Here is a 19,735-nt window from a genome sequence, read left to right on the forward strand (position 1 = left end):
CTAGCGAAGTTTGCGCAGGCGCGCATAGTAGAAGCCGTCATGGTCTGCAGTCGGTGGCAGGGAACGCGCGGCGCTGGCGTCAATGGCATGCGTTTCGGCATCCGGATGGCGGGCAAGAAATGCATCGATCTGGCGACGATTCTCTTCGTCGAATACCGAGCATGTCACGTAGAGCATTGTGCCACCGGGCGCCAGCGTCTGCCAAAGTGCATCCAGTATTTCTGCCTGCTGCGCGGCGAAGCGCGGAATATCTTCGTTTCGGCGCAACCATTTGATGTCGGGGTGACGGCGGACCACGCCGGAGGCGGAACACGGCACGTCGGCAAGAATGCGGTCAAACGGTTTCCCGTCCCACCAGGTGCTCAGGCGCCGACAGTCAGCAACCTTGATGTGCGCATCGAGTCCGAGCCGATCCAGATTGGCCCGCACACGCGCAGCCCGCGATGGATCGAGTTCGAGGGCGATGAGATCGATGTCGGCGCGTTCAAGCATGTGCGCACTCTTGCCTCCAGGCGCTGCACAGGCGTCAAGCACCCGCTCGCCATTGCGTGCATCGAGCCATTGCGCCGCCCATTGCGCCCCGGCATCCTGCACCGAGACCAGCCCCTCTGCAAAGCCCGGCAGACGATGTACAGGGACGGGTTGCGCCAGCAGGATTGCATCATTCTCCAGCCGGCGTGCGTTGATTCCGGCGCCCTCCAATGCAGCAAGCACGTCGGCGGTGGAAGTACGACGTGTGTTCACCCTCAGGGACATCGGGGGGTGCAGATTGCCGGCCTGGAGAATGGCTTCCCAGTCTGCGGGATGATCCCGCCTTACGCGCTCGACCCACCATTGCGGACAGGCGTGGCGTGCTTCGATATCCGCGTCGCGCCAGCCCTCAAGCTTCATGGTCTCGCGCAGGACATTCCTTAGCACCCCGTTGATGACGCCCTTGAGCGCAGGCACCTCGGCGGCAGCTGCCTCCACGGCCTGATCGACCAGCGTGTGCGATTGCGCCGGCCGCTGCTCCAGCCTGTACAGCGCTACCAGGAGCAAGGCATGGAGGTAGCTCGGCAGGGGTTTGTGCAGATAGTGGCGCAACACTGCGTCACCTCGACCGAAATCACGCAAGGTGGACCATGTGAGGTCGCGGACCGCACCACGGGTAGCGTCCGGCCAACTCGGATTGGCACTGAGCATGGCCTCGTAGCCGTCGGTCAGGTTGCCACCCTCCAGGACGCCCGCTACCAGAGTGGAGGCCTGTTTCAACGCATAGGCGAGGCTGTCCTGTGGCAGGCTGGGCCGGGACGCTTCACGCGCGGGCAAGCCTCGCCGGTCATGCGGGTTGCTGGAGGGGCTGCGGGTTTGGGTACGACGATTCACAGTGGTCTTCTTGTTTCGATGGATGGTCTGAGCCTCGGCCGGCAAGGCTTCGGCCCTCTCAAGGAATGGTAGCGGCAATGCCGGACTGTTGCATGCGGCGGCGTCTGCGCACCTTCACTCGAAGGGGCAACTGAAAGTCGCTCGTACGGTTCGAGTCATTCTCTCGCGTTTGACGCCGTGTTTCACGTGAAACACGTCGCACTACAAGGCTGCAAGTGTGTCGTATGCAAGCTTTGTGATCAGGACTGATACGACCGCCAGGAACATCTTACGCACAAATCCCGTTCCATGACGAAGTGCCGTGCGTGAGCCTACGACAGCGCCGCAAAGATTACACGCAGCCATGAGCAGCCCGAGCTTCCACAGAATCTCGACGTTGTTTGCAAAGTAGGCGATGGCCGCGAAGTTGGTTGCAACGTTGACGATCTTCGCCGTGACCGACGCCCGAAGGAAGTCCATGCCGAGAAAACGGATGAACAGAAAGATCAGAAAGCTGCCGGTCCCTGGCCCGAAGAATCCGTCGTAGAACCCCAGCACGAGTCCGATCGAAGCAGCGGTCAGGGTCGCCCGGAGATCATGCGGCCCCTCACGCGAGATGGACCCAAGATCCTTGCGCATGAAGGTATAGCCGGCGACCACAATCAGCAGAACGAGAATGAGGGGACGCAACACTGTCGGCGGCATATAGGCCACGGCCTTTGCGCCGTACCAGGATCCGATCAGCGCGGCGACCGCCCCCGGCAAGGCGATGCGCCACGGTATGGTTACACGACGACCATACTGGATGGCTGCGCTCGTTGTACCGATGATGCTGGCGACTTTGTTCGTACCAAAGAGCACGGCGGGCTGCACCGAAGGAAAAGCCGCAAACAGAGCCGGAATCTGTACCAACCCTCCACCGCCGACGACAGCGTCGATGAACCCTGCGCAGAACGCACCTATAGCGAGAACCAGATACAGACTATTCGAATCAATTAACATGTTTCACGTGGAACACGATGTACAGGCCCACGCGCAAGCATGAACAGCCTCTTGAAAGGGAAAAGCACCGAACCATCAGGTCGGACAGGATAGGCCGAGGCCAGCATCGGTTTCAGCCGCGAAACAAACGCTCTCGTTTGCGCCTCACTGAGGCGATCAAAGTACGGAACCAGCGTACTGCCCGCCAGCCATTCGAAAACGGCATGCTCTCCGGAAAGTCGCTGGTAATAGCTTGTCTCCCACAGATCGACTTCACCGAAGTGCGCCGAAAGCAGCGACTGATATGCGTCGGGTTCAAGCACCTCGCCCATTCGCACCCCTTCAAACACGCCCGCCCATTCGGAGCTGGCCGCAAGCTCCCGGATCAAGCGGTGTGATGGCGCCGAGAAGTTTGCCGGCATCTGCACCGCAAGAACGCCCTCAGCCCCAAGCATCGCCGCCAGTCGCGCAAACAGGGCCGGGTGATCTCCGACCCAATGCAAGGCCGCGTTTGAAAACAGCAGGTCGACCGGTACATCCGGATACCAGCATGAAATATCTGCCTCGACCCATTGCGCACGCGGGATCTCCGCGCGAGCGCGCTCCAGCATTTCGGTCGACTGATCAACTCCTGTCAGATCCGCATCGGGCCAGCGCTGCAACAGCAGCGCAGACACATTCCCGGGACCACAGCCAAGATCGACGATGGTGCGAGGCGGCGTCATGGAGATTCGCCCCATGAGGTCGAGTGCCGGACGCAAACGCAAATCGTGAAAACCGAGATATCGGTCCGGACTCCAGTTCATCATTCAGTCTCCGGTCGCACACGCGCGACAGCAGTCCGGGCAGCGGCGCTCGCCAGCACTTCCGCCGCCTGCTCTCGCCAGTAACGCAAAGCGAAAAAGTAGCCTTCCCACACGCAGCCGTTACAGCCTCGTCCGCAACACGTTGTCGGCACCGGTGGTGCCTGCCGAAAACTCAGGCCCGCTTGTGCAAGCAGCGCCTCGACGTCAGCGACGACCAGATTCGCATCGTCGACATGACGCAGTGGCCGCAGGAACGGATCGGGTCGGGTCATGGATCACCAATCGGAAAAAAGGAACGAAGGAGGCGAACACCGCGCATACCGCGGCCGAAGCCGGAAAGCGGGAAATGCGCAGCATGCCGCAGCACATGATGCCATGCGCATCATGAATGCACGGCGGTCACTTTCCGATGCAGAACCTCGAAAAGATCACCCCCAGGAGATCGTCAGCCGAGAACTCTCCCGTAATCTCGCCAAGTCGCTCTCCGGCGAGTCGCAACTCTTCGGCAAAAAGCTCAAGCGCTGAAAGCTGATCAGCCGCCAGGCGCACATGCCCAAGCGCCGCTCGCAACGCCAGCAGATGACGTTCGCGCGCAAGAATCACGTCTTCGCCATGTGCATGCCACCCCGCCACCCGCAGAAGCTCCTTGCGCAACAGATCGATCCCCAGGCCATCCCGTGCCGAAACGCGCAGTTCGACTCGACCGTCGTGCTCAGTCCGTTCCGGGGCAAGATCGCACAAGTCGATCTTGTTGATCACGGTGATGCATTCGACGCCAGGAAGAAGATCCAAATCGATATCCGTGCCGCCCTCCGTTTCGCCCGGCCGACCGGCGTCGACGAGGCGCAGCACCACATCGGCACGCTCGAGTTCGCGCCGGGTGCGCTCGATGCCGATGCGCTCCACCACGTCACTGGTATCACGCAAGCCCGCCGTATCGATGATGTGCAGCGGAATGCCCTCGACCTGTATGGTTTCGCGCAAGGCGTCGCGGGTGGTGCCGGCCACCTCGGTGACAATCGCACGATCCTCGCCCGCGAGCTGATTGAGCAGGCTCGACTTGCCGACGTTCGGCGCGCCCGCCAAAACCACGTTGAGGCCACTGCGCAGCAGCGCCCCCTGACGTGCACGGTCAAGCACACCTTCGAGCTGTTCGCGAATCGAGGCCAGACGCGGCAGGGCCCTGGCCTTTTCGAGGAAGTCGATTTCCTCTTCGGGAAAGTCCAGCGTCGCCTCGACGAGCATGCGCAAGTCGATCAACGCGTCCTTGATAAGATGGATTTCCTGCGAGAAGCGGCCGGACAGAGAACGAACGGCCGACTGCGCGGCGGCGGCGGTAGAAGCCTCGATCAGGTCTGCCACGCTTTCGGCCTGGGCCAGATCGAGCTTGCCGTTGAGAAAGGCACGCCGGGTGAACTCACCGGGCTCGGCCAGTCGCGCGCCCAGTGCAAGGCAGCGATCGAGCAACATCTGCATCACGACCGGTCCACCATGGCCCTGCAGTTCGATCACGTCCTCGCCGGTAAACGACGCGGGCGCACGGAAGTAAATCAAGAGCCCTTCGTCGATGGGCTCGCCCTTCGCCCCAAGAAAGCGGCTAAAAGCCGCAAGCCGGGGCTGGGGATCGCGTCCGGTCAGTTCGCGCGCAAATGGCGCAAGTCCCGCCCCGGAAACGCGAACGACGCCGACACCTCCTCGGCCCGGCGCCGTTGCAATCGCGGCGATGGTGTCAGGCGGGCTTGCTGCCGGCCTTGGCACTCTCGATCATCCGCGTAATCTGCCATTGCTGTGCAATCGACAGGATGTTGTTCACAACCCAGTACAGCACCAGACCGGACGGGAACCACAGGAACATGAAGGTGAACACGATCGGCATTGCCATCATGACCTTGGCCTGCAGCGGATCCGGCGGCGTCGGGTTGAGCTTCATCTGGATCAGCATGGAAGCACCCATGATGACCGGCAGGATGAAGTACGGGTCCTTGGCGGACAGATCCTGAATCCAGCCCAGCCAGGGCGCCTGACGCATCTCCACGCTACCGAGCAGCACCCAGTACAGCGCGATGAACACCGGGATCTGAACCAGAATCGGCAGGCAACCGCCGAGCGGGTTGATCTTTTCGGTGCGATAGAGATTCATCATCTCCTGCTGCATCTTGGCCTTGTCGTCGCCGTACAGCTCTTTCATGCGCTGCATGCGGGGGCCGAGAACGCGCATCTTCGCCATCGACTTGTAGCTGGCTGCGGACAGCGGGAAGAACAGCAACTTCAGCATGACCGTCACCAGAATGATGGCCCAGCCCCAGTTGCCGAGCATGTCATGCAGCCACGACAGCACCCAGAACAGCGGGGCAGCAATCACGGTCAGCCAGCCATAGTCGACCACCAGATCGAGTCCGGGGGCGATGTCCTGCAGCTTGTCCTGCTCCTGGGGGCCGACATACAGGCGGGACTCCGCCGTACCGCTCGCATCCGGTGCAATCGCATCGACCGGCAGGATCACGCCGGCCGAGTACAGGCCATTGGCAACCTTGCGGGCGAAGAACTCACGCTCGACACCGACCTCAGGCAACCAGGCGCTGACGAAGTAATGCTGGACCATCGCCACCCAGCCATCGGGTGCGGTCTTGGCAAACTTGGCCTTGCCCTCGGCGATCTCCTCGAAATGAACCTTCTGGAACTTGGCCGCATCGGTGTAGAACGCCGGGCCGGTGAAGGTTGTCACGCCGAAGGCCTGCACCTGCTCTGCCGGCTCGCCATCACGCGTGAGCTGGAAGTAGGCATGGCCGGAGACGGGTTCGCCGCTGCCATTGGCGATCTCGTAATCGACATTCACCAGGTAGCTGCCACGATGGAAGGTCATCAGCTTGGTGACCTTGACCCCGTTCTGCTCCGGCGCTTCGAGGCGCAGCACCAGGGTGTCCTCGCCGTCCTTCATCACCTGTTCGCCTTCGGGCAGCGCGAACACCGTACGGTGATTGGGGAGGTCGGTACCGATCAGGCCGGACTCGGCCGAGTAGCGATGAACCTCGCCGTTGTCGAACAACAGGAAGCCACGCTCATGATCGGCGGTGGACTTGTGTTTCACCAACTCAAGGCGGACGATGCTGCCGCCTTCGGCGGACACGTCGGCACGCATCAGGTCAGTGACCACACGCACCGTCGGCGCAGCCGAAGCGGCCGCAGTTGCGGGCAGTGCCGATGCACCAGGCGCGGCGAGCGCACTTGGCGTGGGAACCGAAGCCCCCCCGGAGTTGGCGGCGGCGGCAACAGGTGCCGGCGCGGCGGGTTGGTTATGTTTGATCCACCCGTCCCACAGCATGACCAGGGAAAGGGAGAAAACCAGGAGTAGGATGAGGCGACGTTGATCCATCGGGTTCGTGGTCGTACGGTCGTTAGTCAGGGAACGGAATGATACCCGCCCTGAGAGAAAAACAAGCGCGGCCCGGCATCAATCTGACCCCGGGGCGAAAAGAACCATGCATGATCGACGGCCCGATGCTCACAAACGCGGCAAGCGCGACAGCAACTGCAGCAGATCCTGATTGAGCTCGGCTCGCGTTGCAGTTGCCACAGGCGCATGCAGACGCACGATCAGATCGCACGCAGGCGTGTCGGTACGCTGGCGCCGAAAAATTTCGCGCGCGATGCGTTTCACCAGATTGCGTACATTGGCCCGCTTTGCCAGCTTCTTGGCCACGACGACACCCAGACGGGCGGTGTCGAGCCCGTTGGGCCGATAATGCAGCATGTAGAATCGGCCGCGAAGGGCACGCCGAAAAGCAAAAACGGATGAAAATTCATCCGTTTTGTGCAGTCTGTGAGCGCTGCGAAAACCTTGATCAGCGCTCGAGGGGTCAATCACCTCAGACGGCGAGGCGATGACGGCCCTTGGCGCGACGGGCACGGATGACCGCACGACCGCCACGGGTCTTCATGCGGACCAGGAAGCCGTGGGTGCGCTTGCGACGAACGACGGAGGGTTGGTAAGTGCGTTTCATGATCGGCTGCCAGTGGTAAGGTCAAACGATATATTTAATGTGATAGCCCCCTGTTTGTCAAGAGGAATTCACATCCCTCGGGATACCAGCCTCCAGCGACGATTCCACGACTTCAATGCGCATGCCTGTGGATAAGTCTCGCGTCGACGGGTAGAATTGCGCTCTTGACCAACCCGCCGGCACACGACTCAGCGCTTTTCCGTGCTGACGCCGACGGGCTTATTCCCAGAACAGGCCTTAAGGCCGTCGCTCCCGCTACGCCTCGTGTTGCAGGCGCGGCATGTATGCATTCGAGACCCGTGCCGCAAACACAAACCGTCCCTTCCGTGAATCAGGATTTCTGGCCCTTCTGCCTTGCCCATCTTGAACAGGAACTGCCTCAACAGCAGTTCAATACCTGGATCAAGACGCTTCAGGTCGTCTGCGGCGAAGCTGCGGACGGCGGACCCACGCTTACCCTGACCGCCCCGAACCGCTTCGTGATGCAGTGGGTGCGTGAGCGTTACCTGCGTCGAATCGGCGAGCTCGGCGAAGAATTCCATGGCGTGCCCCTGCAACTCGACCTGCAGCTGCCTGCACCCGGCGCGGCACGCACGCCGGTCAAGCCGGTGGCAAATGCGGCGCCGGCTGCCGGCGCAGCGCTCGCCGAGACACCGGGGAGCGCAAGCAGCCCGGCGGCGGCAGACAGCGCACCGGCACAGCCGCGACAGGCGGCCCCCTCGGCGATCATTCGCAGTTCGTCGCCCGAACCCTTGTCAGGCGCCGAACTTGCCTACGAGAAGACCCGCCTCAACGCCGACTTCACCTTCGATACCCTGGTGACCGGGCGTGCCAACGATCTGGCCCGCGCCGCTGCCATGCAGGTGGCGCAGAACCCCGGCACCTCGTACAACCCGCTGTTTGTATACGGTGGCGTCGGCCTGGGCAAAACCCACCTGGTGCACGCCATCGGTAATGCGGTGTTCCGCCAGAACCCGCGCGCAGTGGTGCGTTACGTGCACGTCGAGGACTACTACGCCGACGTCGTGCGCGCCTATCAGCAAAAGAGCTTCGATGCGTTCAAGCGTTACTACCGCTCGCTCGACATGCTGATCATCGATGACATCCAGTTCTTCAACAACAAGAACCGGACGCAGGAAGAGTTCTTCCACGCCTTCAACGCGCTCACCGAAGCCAAGAAGCAGATCGTCATCACCTGCGACACCTACCCCAAGGACATCCAGGGGCTGGAAGATCGCCTGATCTCGCGCTTCGACTGGGGCCTGACGGTGCAGATCGAGCCGCCCGAACTCGAAATGCGGGTCGCGATCCTGCAGAAGAAGGCCGAAGCCCTGCGCGTCGCGGTGGACGACGACGTCGCCTTCCTCATCGCCAAGAACCTGCGCTCGAACGTGCGCGAGCTCGAAGGCGCGCTCAACAAGGTCGTGGCCTACGCCCGCTTCCACGGTCGTGGCATCTCGCTCGAAGTGGCCAAGGACGCGCTCAAGGACCTGCTCAACGCGCACAACCGTCAGCTGTCGATCGAACACATCCAGAAGACCGTCGCCGACTACTACAAGATCAAGATCGCCGACATGCACTCCAAGAAGCGCACCCGGGTCATCGCCCGTCCGCGCCAGGTCGCCATGTGGCTGGCCAAGGAGCTCACCCCGATGTCGCTGCCCGCGATCGGCGAAGCCTTCGGCGGCCGCGACCATACCACCGTGCTACATGCTTGTCGTACCATCACCGAGCTGCGCCTCGGCGACCACCAGCTCAACCACGATGTTCATGTGCTCACCCAGGTCCTGCGGGGCTGAGCCAGCAATGACTTTCCGATCAATTTTCTGACCAGACTGACGCCATGCTCCTGCTCAACACCACCCGTGATGCGCTTCTCGCCCCGCTGCAGTCCGTGGCCGGCATCGTCGAAAAGCGCCACACCCTGCCCATCCTGTCGAACGTGCTGATCGAGAAGCAGGGCGACCGCCTGACGCTGCTCGCCACCGACATCGAAATCCAGATCCGCACCACCACCGCCGGCAATGCCGGGGGTGAAGACGTCTCGATCACCGTGGCCGCGCGCAAGCTGCAGGACATCCTGCGCGCACTGCCCGACACCGACGTCAATCTCACCCTTGACGACAAGCGCCTCACGGTGAAGGCCGGCAAGAGCCGCTTTCAGCTGCAGACCCTGCCCGCCGCCGACTACCCGCGCATGAACCTGCCCGATGGCGACGCCACCCGCTTCAGCGTGCCGCAGCGCACCTTCAAGCGTCAGCTCGCCCAGGTCGCCTACGCCATGGCGCAGCAGGACATCCGCTACTACCTCAACGGCCTGCTGCTGATCGCCGACGGCAACGAGCTGCGCATGGTCGCCACCGACGGTCACCGCCTCGCCTACGCGGCCAGCGAACTCGAAGCCCCGGTCAACCAGCGCTGCGAAACCATCCTGCCGCGCAAGACCGTGCTCGAACTGTCGCGCCAGCTCGCTGACAACGACGATCCGCTCGAAGTCATCCTTGCCGGCAACCAGGCGGTGTTCCGCTTTGGCGCCATCGAACTCGTCACCAAGCTCATCGACGGCAAGTTCCCCGACTACCAGCGCGTCATTCCGCAGAACCACCCCGGCCTCGTCACCCTGCCGCGCCAGACCCTGCTGTCTTCGCTGCAGCGCGCCGCCATTCTCACCAACGAGAAGTTCCGCGGCGTGCGCCTGGTGCTCGAAGCCGGCACCCTGCGCATCGTCAGCTCCAACGCCGAGCAGGAAGAAGCGCAGGAAGAACTCGAAATCGACTATCAGGGCGACAAGCTCGACATCGGTTTCAACGTCACCTACCTGCTCGACGTGCTCAACAACCTGTCGTCCGAAACCATCGAATGGCGTTTCAACGACGGCAACTCCAGCGCGCTGATCACCCTGCCTGGCAACGAGCAGTTCAAGTATGTCGTGATGCCGATGCGCATTTGAAGCAAGCGCGTCGCTTCCCCATGAACCCGGCCTGGCCGGGTTCGCTGCCCCCGTCACCGGGGGCACGTTCTTTATGAATCACCCGAGATGACCATGTCCGAACCGCAAAATCTGCCCACCGCGTCCGCAATCGCGCACGAAGACTACGACGAAACCAGCATCCAGCAGCTCGAAGGCCTGGAGGCGGTTCGCAAGCGCCCCGGCATGTACATCGGCGATACCTCCGATGGCACCGGCCTGCACCACATGGTGTTCGAAGTTGTGGACAACGCCATCGACGAGGCCCTGGCAGGCCATTGCGACGACATCGTCATCACCATCCACGCCGACAACTCCATCTCCGTCACCGACAACGGCCGCGGCATCCCGGTCGGGGTCAAGATGGACGACAAGCACGAACCCAAGCGCTCGGCGGCCGAAATCGTCATGTGCGTGCTGCACGCCGGTGGCAAGTTCAACCAGAACAGCTACAAGGTATCGGGCGGCCTGCACGGCGTGGGCGTGTCGTGCGTGAATGCGCTGTCCAAGTGGCTGCGCCTCACCGTGCGCCGCGACGGCAAGAAGCACTTCATGGAGTTCAACCGCGGCGTGCCGCAGGACCGGCTCATCGATGTCGTCAACGGCATCGAGACCAGCCCGCTCAAGGTCATCGGCGACACCAGCAAGCGCGGCACCGAAGTGCACTACCTGGCTGACGAAGAGATCTTCGGCACCATCGAGTACCACTACGACATCCTCGCCAAGCGCCTGCGCGAGCTGTCCTTCCTCAACAACGGCGTGAAGATCCGCCTCCTCGACCAGCGCACCGGCAAGGAAGAAGACTTCGCCTTCGCCGGTGGCGTGAAGGGCTTCGTCGAGTACATCAACCGCACCAAGACCGTGCTGCAGCCCACGGTGTTCTACGCCGCCGGCACCACCCGCATCCCCACCGGCGCCGGCCACGATGCCGAACTGTCGGTCGAAGTCGCGATGCAGTGGAACGACAGCTACGCCGAACAGGTGCTGTGCTACACCAACAACATCCCGCAGGCCGATGGCGGCACCCACCTCACCGGCCTGCGTGCAGCGATGACCCGCGTCATCAACAAGTACATCGAAGAAAACGAGATCGCCAAGAAGGCCAAGGTCGACATCACCGGTGACGACATGCGCGAAGGCCTGGCCTGCGTGCTGTCGGTCAAGATGCCCGACCCCAAGTTCGCCAGCCAGACCAAGATGAAGCTGGTTTCAAGCGAGGCCCGTCCGGCGGTGGAAGAAGTGGTCGCCAACAAGCTCACCGACTTCCTGCTCGAAAACCCGCTCGACGCCCGCACCATCTGCAACAAGATCGTCGAAGCCGCCCGCGCCCGCGACGCCGCCCGCAAGGCGCGCGACATGACCCGCCGCAAAGGCATCCTCGACGGCGTCGGCCTGCCCGGCAAACTCGCCGACTGCCAGGAAAAAGACCCCGCCCTGTGCGAACTCTACCTGGTCGAGGGTGACTCCGCAGGCGGCTCGGCCAAGCAGGGCCGCGACCGTAAGTTCCAGGCCATCCTGCCGCTCAAGGGCAAGATCCTCAACGTAGAGAAGGCCCGCTTCGACAAGCTGCTGCAGAGCCAGGAAATCGCCACCCTGATCACCGCGCTCGGCACCAGCATCGGCAAGGACGACTACAAGCCCGAGAAGCTGCGTTACCACCGCATCATCCTGATGACCGATGCCGACGTCGACGGTGCCCACATTCGTACCCTGCTGCTCACCTTCTTCTATCGCCAGATGCCCGAACTGGTCGAGCGCGGCCACATCTACATCGCCCAGCCGCCGCTGTACAAGATCAAGCACGGCAAGAGCGAGATGTACATCAAGGACGACCACGAGCTCAACAACCACCTGCTCAAGCTCGCGCTCGAAGGCGCCGTGCTGCTGCCGCGCGCAGACGCCGACCTGATCACCGACGAGCCCCTCGGCGGCCTCGCCCGCAGCTACCTGCTGGCCGAAGCCGTCATCCGCCGCCTCGCCAGCTACATCGACCCCGAAGTGCTGCAGGCCATGCTCGCGCACGACCTCCCGGTCAGCCTCGAGGACGAAGCCGCTGCGCGCGACTCCGCCGCCCGTATTCAGCCCCATCTGCCGGAAGACCTGCAGATCTACGCCGAATACCACGAAGAGTCCGAAGGCTGGCGCCTCACCATCGAACGCCTGCACCACGGCAACCGCAAGTTCGGCTGGGTCGAGCACGACTTCGTCGTCTCCGGCGACTACCGCACCATCCGTAACGCCAGCGAGTCCATCGCCGGCCTCATCGGTGCCGGCGCCGAAATCCGCCGTGGCGAAAAGCGTCAGCCCATCGTCCGCTTCGCCGACGCCATCACCTGGCTGCTGTCCGAAGTCGAACGCGGCCTGAGCAAGCAGCGCTACAAAGGTCTGGGCGAAATGAACCCCGATCAGCTGTGGGAAACCACCATGGACCCGGCGGTGCGCCGCCTGCTGCGCGTGCAGATCGACGACGCCATCGCCGCCGACGAAATCTTCACCACGCTGATGGGCGACAACGTCGAGCCGAGAAGGGCATTTATCGAGAGCAATGCGCTGTACGCGCAGAACATCGATATCTGAGGTTTTGTAGCGGCGACCATAAACTGGCAATTTGCCGGGCATAAACTGGCAGACGGTCGCGAGAGGCGGGTGAATCCACTAGGATTCCCCGCCTTTTTCCATGCTAAAAATTGCGTAGAAACAGCAGACAATAAGGCTTCTGAGTTCCGGAGACGTCATCGTATTAAGACATCCGACTTAGCGCCGCCCGCGCCTCTGAGGGCCAACGGACGACCCACGAAGTACTGATCTAGGTTAAGCGAGCTATCTACGCCCCTAAATGACCCGTGCCAAAGTTGCCGAAAGACATAAGGAGGCGAGGGGTGCCTTGAAGAAGGTGGCGCAGGTTTGCGCAATTCGGCATGAGTGACATGCTGGCCTCCTAAGTCATTCACATCGTCCTCAATTACCCGCAACTTACGGATAACAATCATACGGAGCAGCTTCACACAACAGAGACTATTTTCGTATCGACGAGTGAGCGCAGGTGTTCATCAAGCAGCTTTGCAATGCGCCCGCCAGAGATCAGCACACCAGCCTCCATGTTCTTTTCCATTGCGTGCCCGGTGAGGTTCGCGCTGGTGATGAAACACATCCTGCCGTCTGCGACAGCAACTTTGGCGTGGACGCGGCCGTCGGAAAACGGGTCGGCCTTGTCGCGCCAGGCATAGAGATTGGCGGCCGGAACCAAAGTCCTCATTTTGCCTATCGCGTCGAAAGTGATGCTGCCACCATGATCTTGAAACAACTCGAGTAGCATTGAGATGGTCACACCGCGATCATTCGCCGCGTTCAGGGCCTTGACGATGGTGGACACGTCGTAGGCCACGAAGCTGGTAATGAACAACGACTGTTCTGCTGAGTTGATGACCTGCAGCAGCGCCTGCTCTGTTCTACGCGCCGATACGAACGGCGTCGTTGGGCCCGTCCACACGAGTTCGGTGGATTGCTCAGACGCGGCTTTGGCGTAAACGTGACTGGCAGCGATAAGCATTGATGCCAGTTCGTCTGAACCAACCTTGGTGTTTTGCCAGGCTGCCGCAAGCTGCTCGACAACGGTGCTGGCCAGCGGAGTTCCGACCACACTCGGCAAAGCCGTCGCAGCCTTGCTGGCACTAGTTCGACGAACGCGGGCGGCAATGGCCTGCACCTTCTCAGGTGAGACCAGAGAGACCAAGGCTGCAATGGCATCCAAGAGTTCATCCATGTCAGAACCCCTTGAAGAAAGCAGCGTCGGCGCGTTCGAGTGTTGGTATGAGCAGCGATCGATCCAGATAGCGATTGCCCCGCTCGCAAGAGGTCTCCGCCACTAGAGAGCACGCATGGCAAGCAGCCCCATGCAATGAGCGGTCTTTTTCGGGGTCATGTTCCGAGCAAAGCGGATCTGATGAGCAGATCTTCGAACGATTCAATGCTTGCTCCAGCAGGCGACCAAGGTTTTCTGGCTTCCCGAGGTCGACAAGGCCACCCAGCGTGCCGTCAGAATCTGCTGCTGCGGTATAGATGAGGATACCCGCCTGCGGGCTGTCGCCCGATGTATCGGCATAGATGCGCTCCCGAATGCTCGCAGCGTTGTATCCGCACTCCAGCGCCAGTTCACGAATCAGCAAATGAGAAAGGGTGTGCAGCATTACATAGCGAATGCCGGGGTAGCCTTCCTTCGGGTCAAGATGACGCGAATTGCGCCATCCCCTATGACCACCACGGAGCATCTGGTCGACCTTCTTCACGCCATCCAGAGCTTCCCACTTGACGAGCGCAGCCTCATCGAACTGGATGAAGATCCCTTCACCATGAACCTGGTTGGCCGGCACCCAATCCGGCTTGCTGCGTGACAGGCTGGCCATCTGCGGACGCTCACTGGGGTCGCCAGACTCTTCGGGGGCTTCGACCCGAGTGAAACCCAGCAGCGCATTCACCTCGCGCAAACGCTCGAGGAGCAAGACTCGACTGATATGGCCACCGAGTCCCGGTGGCGTGCCGACCTTCTTGCTCATGAAGTGCGGGTAGTCCGTGGGCGGGTTGGCCTCGGTCAGCACATCCCACTCGGGCCCTTTGATGTCGGCCTCACCCACGACCTCCTGCCCGCCACCGGAGCGATGCGCCTCAATGGCCGCCCAGATCGCGGCTGCAGCGTACTTGTCGATTCCAGGCAACGCCCCGGTCTTCTTCAAGGTCTTCACCGTCACCGACACCTCGGCTTCGGAATCGAGATCCTCGAAAAACTCCCAGCCATCCTGGATCAATTGACTGAGCGGGTCTTTGGTCTGAGGAATCGCGAGCGCCGAGAGCGTGATGGGGAACCAGCTATTCGTGGCCCCCAGCAGAACTGCGCGAGCCTCTTCATCACATTCATTCTCGAAGTGATCCAAGTGGGGATGACGCCCTCGGCAACCCGGCAGATTCTCTTTGCCTGCCTTGCCGAATGCGTGCGCCATGCTTCTCGATGCACCACAGGCATCACACTTCACCCACAGGTTTTCGGTTTGCAGCGATGCGCCGCTCTCGAAGAAACGCAGCGTGCCCTTGCACGAACTGTTGCCACCATGGACGAAGTAGTGCCAAGGGAAATCGTCGAGGTGCCCGTCGCGGCAGGCCAGCAGAAAACGGGCGGGGACAGCATCGGCATCCTTGGCCGGTTGGTCGCCTTTGGAACCACGGCAGCCTTTGTGAACGAAGCGGGTTCGCTCCGGCCTGAAGCGGTTCTCCTTGATCTCGAACAGACCGGCATCAAAGGGCGATAGCAGGCCGCATTTCACGCAGCGCATCCAGCGCGGGAATGGCCGGACGGGAACGCCGATATTGGCCTCGGCAGACCAGACATCGACGAGTTCGCTTTTCTGGAATGGCGGCATCCGCAAGTTTTCGACCTGCGTTCCCAGAACCTTTCGAACGGCAGCGAGCAGCCTCGCCTCTTGAATCGGCTGGCAGCGATCCTTTTCCCAGCGGTCGATACCGAGCGTTACGACGGAAAGGCTGGGCAGGTCGATCAGCGCACCGGGGCCATAAGTCCACAGCAATTGGCTGGGGCGTACTTCGCCGACTGGCGTTTTGTTGTTGATGATCATGTTCAATCCTCATCCTTCGTTGCGGGACGAGGCTTCCAATCGTGATCGTCCGTGATATGGCTCGTATTCATGATCAGACGCACGCCGGGCTCGACCTCCCGCATCGACATCGGCACGGTCCAGTTGTCCCAGGCTTGAAGTCCTGGGGACTTGATCAATGCAACGGTCTTGTCTTTTTCGGGGCCACGTTTCTCATAGGCCAAGATGCGTCCACCCTTGCTGACTTCTTTCGCCCATTCGTCGGCGCGCTCTTTCAGTTCAGTCTCGGCCAACTGCTTACGCGCGTTGTCTTCGGCGACATTGCCCGCGCGAGTCGCCAATACCTTGATGGCATCAATGATCTCGGCCTGATTGGACATACTCAGTTGGCCAGCGCCTTCGTTCGGGCTGAATTCGTCGTTCTCCAGACGCATCAGGCTCAACAGCGACCCCGTCAGGCCACGATCCATCGCGCGTGGCGAGAATGGCGTTACCGATTGCGCCTCGACGTGTTTGTAGAACGTAGCGTGGTAATGCTCGAATGTTTCGTAATGCGACAGGTCACGCGGTCTGGCCCAGGTCAGCACCGTGCAGACCAAGCCCGGGAAAGAACGCCCGACACGGCTGGTGGCCTGAATGTATTCGGCGGTGCCCTTGGGTTGTCCGTTCACGGCCATCAGGCCGAGTCGGTTCACGTCGACACCCACTGACAGCATGTTCGTCGCCAACACCACATCGATGGCGCGCGTGTCACCTTCCTGCCAGCGGGTCACATACTTGCCGGTGGCAGTGTCGAACTCGGACTTGAACTTGACCTCCAGGTTGTCGAGGTACTTTGGAATGTCCTGACTCGATACCCGCGACGTCAGCTCGCGAATGTTGCTGATGCTGCGTTGTGCCAGTGCGGGCCGTTCCACCATGCTCATCTGCACACGGTAGGAACGTGTCTGCACATCGTCCTCTGCCAGCCGCTTCATGCCGCCCAGCTCACGCAGGGAGTTGAAGTAACCGACCATGGTCATGTACGGGTCGGCAGGCTCGCCAAAGTGATCGAACAGCTCCTGTGCTGCCGTCAGGAACGCGGTGTACACGCGGATCAGCATCGCGGGTCGCGAACTGCCGGGCGAGCACACCCCGAGGTAACGCCGTCCCGGCCTTTCTTCGATCGGGCGTTGCACCGAGAAGAAGTTGTCTTCCACGTCCAGACCGTGCGGTGGAAACACCGAAACGCGACGCATGAAGACGTTGTTCACTTGCTCCTTGGCTTTGCGCACCGTTGCCGTAGAGGCGATGATCTTCGGCTTGACCGTCTTGCCATCAAGCGTCCAGCCGCACAGTTCATCCACGGCTGTCTCATACAAGCCCACCATGGTGCCCAGCGGCCCACTGATCAGGTGGAACTCATCCTGAATGATCAAGTCGGGCGGACGTATCGGGTTGATGGCCTTCACCTTCGAGGAAGGAAAGCCCTTGCCCGCTTGGTGATTGCCATTGCAATCGGCTCCTTGCCAAAGCAGGCCGTGGCGCTCGCATTCCTGCCCCACGCGACCAAACAGTGTGCGCACCTGACCACGCCACGCCATCATGGCGAACTTGTCCACGGTGGCGATCATCATGTTGGGTGGGCGGTGGTAGATCTCTTCGTCCACGACCAGCACCGGAATCCCCGGATGGGGCTGCTTGCTGGACTTGCCCTTGGAGAAGTCGCAGCGGCCTTTCTTATCGCCGCAGTAGACGAAGGTGCGGCCAGAGCCTTTGTCGACTTCCACATCCCGTCCGGGGGCCACTTCCGAGCCGCACCATGGGCAACTGGTGAGCTGCGCGGGCGATGCCGCTCCGGCGTTGTATTTGCCCGGGTTACGTACATCCTCGATGGCGCGGTGGCTGTCCTCGGTCGTGCCCGGTGTCACCTTGTTGCCAACCCAGAGGCCGATGGTGAAGGGCTCCGTGCCGTGGGATTTATCACCCTTGTCCAGCGCCTCTCGACGCAACACTTCCATGGCGCAAATCAATGCCGTGGCGCGCTGGAACTGCTGGAGCGTCAGCAGGCGCAGCGTGTAGCGCATGATCACGGCCAAACCGCGTGAGCTGTCGTAGCCGCCGAGATTGCCCTGCATGCGCCGAATAGCCATGGTGAAGGCCGCAACGCCCAAATAGGCCTCGGTCTTACCGCCACCAGTGGGGAACCACAGCAGATCGGCATAGGCCTCGACGGGCTGGACGCGATCCGGATGACTCGGGTCGGCCAGTGATGGAATCGAGAGCAGCAGAAACGCCAACTGGAATGGACGCCAGCTGCGGTTCTTCAGCACATCGAACTTGTCGAGGGTGACATCTTCGCCCCGGCGCATGGCCAGCGCATATTGGCTGCGCACGCGTTGCGTGGCCATCGCCCGGTTGGCGAAGCGAAAGGCCGCAAGCGCTTTCTCATCGGCTTTCAGCGTGTCGATACCCTGCTGCAGGCGTGAGTGGATCTCTTGGCAACGGTCCATCGCTTGTTGCGACTGGGTGTCGTAGCCGGTCACTTCAGCCCCGACGCGAGCGCGCTGTTCATCGATCCACGCGGCGTAGTCCTTGGTCAGCATGCTCAAGGCATCGACCAGCGGATCGATGTCCAAGGTCGCCAATCGCTGCATATCCAGCAAGCCACTGCTGACCATCTCGCGCATCGCCGGGCGATCGGATGGATCGAGGCCGGGTGTCTCCGTTACCTGCACCTCGTACTGTGGCATCACCGTGGTGCGCACCTCGGTGGCCAGCGTCACGTCGTCTGCGGTTTCGGCATGGACGGCAACGCCATGGCCTACGGCGAATTCGACGCGGTTACGGTAGATCATCTCCAGTGCTTCGCGCTCCGGGTCCATTCCGTCGGCATCCAGCACCGGCCTGCGCCGGAAGATGGCGCGTTTGGCGGCATCCTTCTCCGAACGAACGATCAGCTCGGGCTGGAACACCCATGCCGTATCGCGGTTGGTGTCCGGTTCTTCCTGTGCGTTCACCAGAAACAGCGTGACCAGCCGATCGCCATTGGCATTCTTGGCCCGGATGGAGCCCTGCACGCGCACTTCGGGAAACTCGCTGTCGGGTGCCTGATGTGGAATCACGCCTTCGGTCAGCGGCAGCACGATCTTGCCGCCACAGGGAATGCGTTGCCAGACTTTGGCCTTGGTCTGCACCTCGGCACCGGTTTCCTTGTTCTTGCGGGTGCGGAATATCTCGTGCTCGTCGCTGCGCTCATACCGACCCCAGCGCGCTTCGATCTCGATCCGGTCGGCGTCACCATCCACGCAGAAGGTCATGCCGAGGCTGCTGGGCACCAGAGACTGGTTGCTGGCGGCATCGATCTCGTCAGCCGAATCCGATTCCGGCTCCACACGCCCGGTGGCCGTTCCAAACTCCGCACCGGGCTCGTGCCGTCCGGGAACCTTGGCCTCCGTAGGCTCTTCGGCGTCGTCATTGGCCAGTGGCCCGTCCAGTCCCTCGATACCGCCCTGTGCGGCCTCACGTGGGGCCAGTTTGCCAACCAGGTAGCGATCCCGCACACCCATGTCAACGATGCGTTCACGAGGGCCGCCAGCGGGCCCGAGTAAGTCGTCCATCACCGCCAGTTGCAGCAGTTCGCGGATATAGGCCTGATCCTCGATGGTCGGCACTTCGGCGATGGTCTTGTGCAACGCCTTGGGGAGTGACTCCAGAAAGTCCGTCCATTGAATTCGGCCAACGCTGCCGGACGAAGGCGGGGTGAGCGATACAAGGCCAATCGGAACAGCCGGATCGACCAACAGCATGCGGTCGAAGTAGAGTGTGGTGGTCTCCAGATCGGAACGAACCCGCAGTACCCGCCCGACCCGCGTGATGTGGCCAGCAGCGTTCAGGATCAACACCCAATCGTCATCGGCGATGGCTTGGTACAGCGAACGCTCACCCTTCAGCCGCAGTGTGTACGGTGCCAGCGTGAGATCGGCAGCAAGGCCATGATCAATGGCGATCCATGCATTGGGCGCTTTGCTAGGTTTGTTGTTATCTGTCATG

The 19,735-nt window shown here is 61.6% G+C and carries 14 protein-coding genes; 3 read left to right on the top strand and 11 right to left on the bottom strand.

Features of this window, described 5'->3' with window-relative positions:
- From rsmB to rpmH, 8 genes are all read right to left on the bottom strand, one after another.
- A complete protein-coding gene (gene rsmB, locus CEW87_RS05420; RefSeq protein WP_420094136.1) occupies positions 1-1,278 on the bottom strand; it encodes a 16S rRNA (cytosine(967)-C(5))-methyltransferase RsmB in 1,278 nt (425 codons plus the stop codon).
- Between the two features lie 288 nt (positions 1,279-1,566).
- Complete coding sequence (locus tag CEW87_RS05425; RefSeq protein ID WP_420094130.1) at positions 1,567-2,346, bottom strand: sulfite exporter TauE/SafE family protein; 780 nt, start codon at positions 2,344-2,346, stop codon at positions 1,567-1,569.
- Positions 2,340-3,002 (bottom strand): methyltransferase domain-containing protein, encoded by a 663-nt coding sequence (locus CEW87_RS05430; RefSeq protein ID WP_234421680.1) that lies wholly within the window; start codon positions 3,000-3,002, stop codon positions 2,340-2,342. The genes CEW87_RS05425 and CEW87_RS05430 overlap by 7 nt, the downstream gene beginning before the upstream one ends.
- A gap of 128 nt (positions 3,003-3,130) precedes the next feature.
- Complete coding sequence (locus tag CEW87_RS05435; RefSeq protein WP_108971783.1) at positions 3,131-3,403, bottom strand: oxidoreductase-like domain-containing protein; 273 nt, start codon at positions 3,401-3,403, stop codon at positions 3,131-3,133.
- 127 nt (positions 3,404-3,530) lie between these two features.
- On the bottom strand, positions 3,531-4,889 hold the full coding sequence (mnmE, locus tag CEW87_RS05440) for a tRNA uridine-5-carboxymethylaminomethyl(34) synthesis GTPase MnmE (protein ID WP_108971784.1): 1,359 nt from the start codon (positions 4,887-4,889) through the stop codon (positions 3,531-3,533).
- Positions 4,861-6,504, bottom strand: coding sequence for a membrane protein insertase YidC (gene yidC / locus CEW87_RS05445; RefSeq protein ID WP_108971785.1), 1,644 nt, complete (start codon positions 6,502-6,504; stop codon positions 4,861-4,863). Before yidC ends, mnmE begins: the two co-directional genes overlap by 29 nt.
- A 129-nt stretch (positions 6,505-6,633) precedes the next feature.
- On the bottom strand, positions 6,634-6,948 hold the full coding sequence (rnpA, locus tag CEW87_RS05450) for a ribonuclease P protein component (protein WP_332871114.1): 315 nt from the start codon (positions 6,946-6,948) through the stop codon (positions 6,634-6,636).
- Positions 6,949-6,997: 49 nt separating this feature from the next.
- Positions 6,998-7,132: a 50S ribosomal protein L34 gene (gene rpmH / locus CEW87_RS05455; RefSeq protein ID WP_002926183.1), complete on the bottom strand. Its 135-nt coding sequence runs from the start codon at positions 7,130-7,132 to the stop codon at positions 6,998-7,000.
- Positions 7,133-7,458: 326 nt separating this feature from the next.
- Between rpmH and dnaA the strand changes: the two genes are divergently transcribed.
- From dnaA to gyrB, 3 genes are all read left to right on the top strand, one after another.
- Positions 7,459-8,931: a chromosomal replication initiator protein DnaA gene (gene dnaA, locus CEW87_RS05460; protein WP_199917124.1), complete on the top strand. Its 1,473-nt coding sequence runs from the start codon at positions 7,459-7,461 to the stop codon at positions 8,929-8,931.
- 44 nt (positions 8,932-8,975) lie between these two features.
- The gene (gene dnaN / locus CEW87_RS05465; protein WP_108949907.1) at positions 8,976-10,082 is read left to right on the top strand and encodes a DNA polymerase III subunit beta; all 1,107 of its coding nucleotides are present in this window, start codon (positions 8,976-8,978) and stop codon (positions 10,080-10,082) included.
- A gap of 93 nt (positions 10,083-10,175) precedes the next feature.
- A complete protein-coding gene (gene gyrB / locus CEW87_RS05470) occupies positions 10,176-12,677 on the top strand; it encodes a DNA topoisomerase (ATP-hydrolyzing) subunit B (protein ID WP_108976959.1) in 2,502 nt (833 codons plus the stop codon).
- 424 nt (positions 12,678-13,101) lie between these two features.
- Here gyrB and drmC read toward each other — a convergent pair whose 3' ends face one another.
- Genes drmC through drmA form a run of 3 tightly spaced genes read right to left on the bottom strand, consistent with a single transcriptional unit; the run spans position 13,102 to position 19,734 of the window.
- A complete protein-coding gene (gene drmC / locus CEW87_RS05475; RefSeq protein WP_108971787.1) occupies positions 13,102-13,863 on the bottom strand; it encodes a DISARM system phospholipase D-like protein DrmC in 762 nt (253 codons plus the stop codon).
- Position 13,864: 1 nt separating this feature from the next.
- Positions 13,865-15,724: a DUF1998 domain-containing protein gene (drmB, locus tag CEW87_RS05480; RefSeq protein ID WP_108971788.1), complete on the bottom strand. Its 1,860-nt coding sequence runs from the start codon at positions 15,722-15,724 to the stop codon at positions 13,865-13,867.
- A 2-nt stretch (positions 15,725-15,726) separates the two neighbouring features.
- Positions 15,727-19,734, bottom strand: a complete 4,008-nt coding sequence (drmA, locus tag CEW87_RS05485; RefSeq protein WP_108971789.1) for a DISARM system helicase DrmA — start codon at positions 19,732-19,734, stop codon at positions 15,727-15,729.
- Position 19,735: the final 1 nt, after the last annotated feature.

Source organism: Parazoarcus communis, assembly GCF_003111665.1.
Lineage (GTDB): Bacteria > Pseudomonadota > Gammaproteobacteria > Burkholderiales > Rhodocyclaceae > Parazoarcus > Parazoarcus communis_B.

Bases quoted from the DNA above. Each gene is read 5' to 3' on its own strand.
- gyrB (WP_108976959.1), top strand. From the start codon at position 10,176: ATGTCCGAACCGCAAAATCTGCCCACCGCGTCCGCAATCGCGCACGAA.
- yidC (WP_108971785.1), bottom strand. From the start codon at position 6,504: ATGGATCAACGTCGCCTCATCCTACTCCTGGTTTTCTCCCTTTCCCTG.
- drmC (WP_108971787.1), bottom strand. From the start codon at position 13,863: ATGGATGAACTCTTGGATGCCATTGCAGCCTTGGTCTCTCTGGTCTCA.
- drmA (WP_108971789.1), bottom strand. From the start codon at position 19,734: ATGACAGATAACAACAAACCTAGCAAAGCGCCCAATGCATGGATCGCC.
- dnaN (WP_108949907.1), top strand. From the start codon at position 8,976: ATGCTCCTGCTCAACACCACCCGTGATGCGCTTCTCGCCCCGCTGCAG.
- rpmH (WP_002926183.1), bottom strand. From the start codon at position 7,132: ATGAAACGCACTTACCAACCCTCCGTCGTTCGTCGCAAGCGCACCCAC.
- CEW87_RS05435 (WP_108971783.1), bottom strand. From the start codon at position 3,403: ATGACCCGACCCGATCCGTTCCTGCGGCCACTGCGTCATGTCGACGAT.
- drmB (WP_108971788.1), bottom strand. From the start codon at position 15,724: ATGATCATCAACAACAAAACGCCAGTCGGCGAAGTACGCCCCAGCCAA.
- CEW87_RS05425 (WP_420094130.1), bottom strand. From the start codon at position 2,346: ATGTTAATTGATTCGAATAGTCTGTATCTGGTTCTCGCTATAGGTGCG.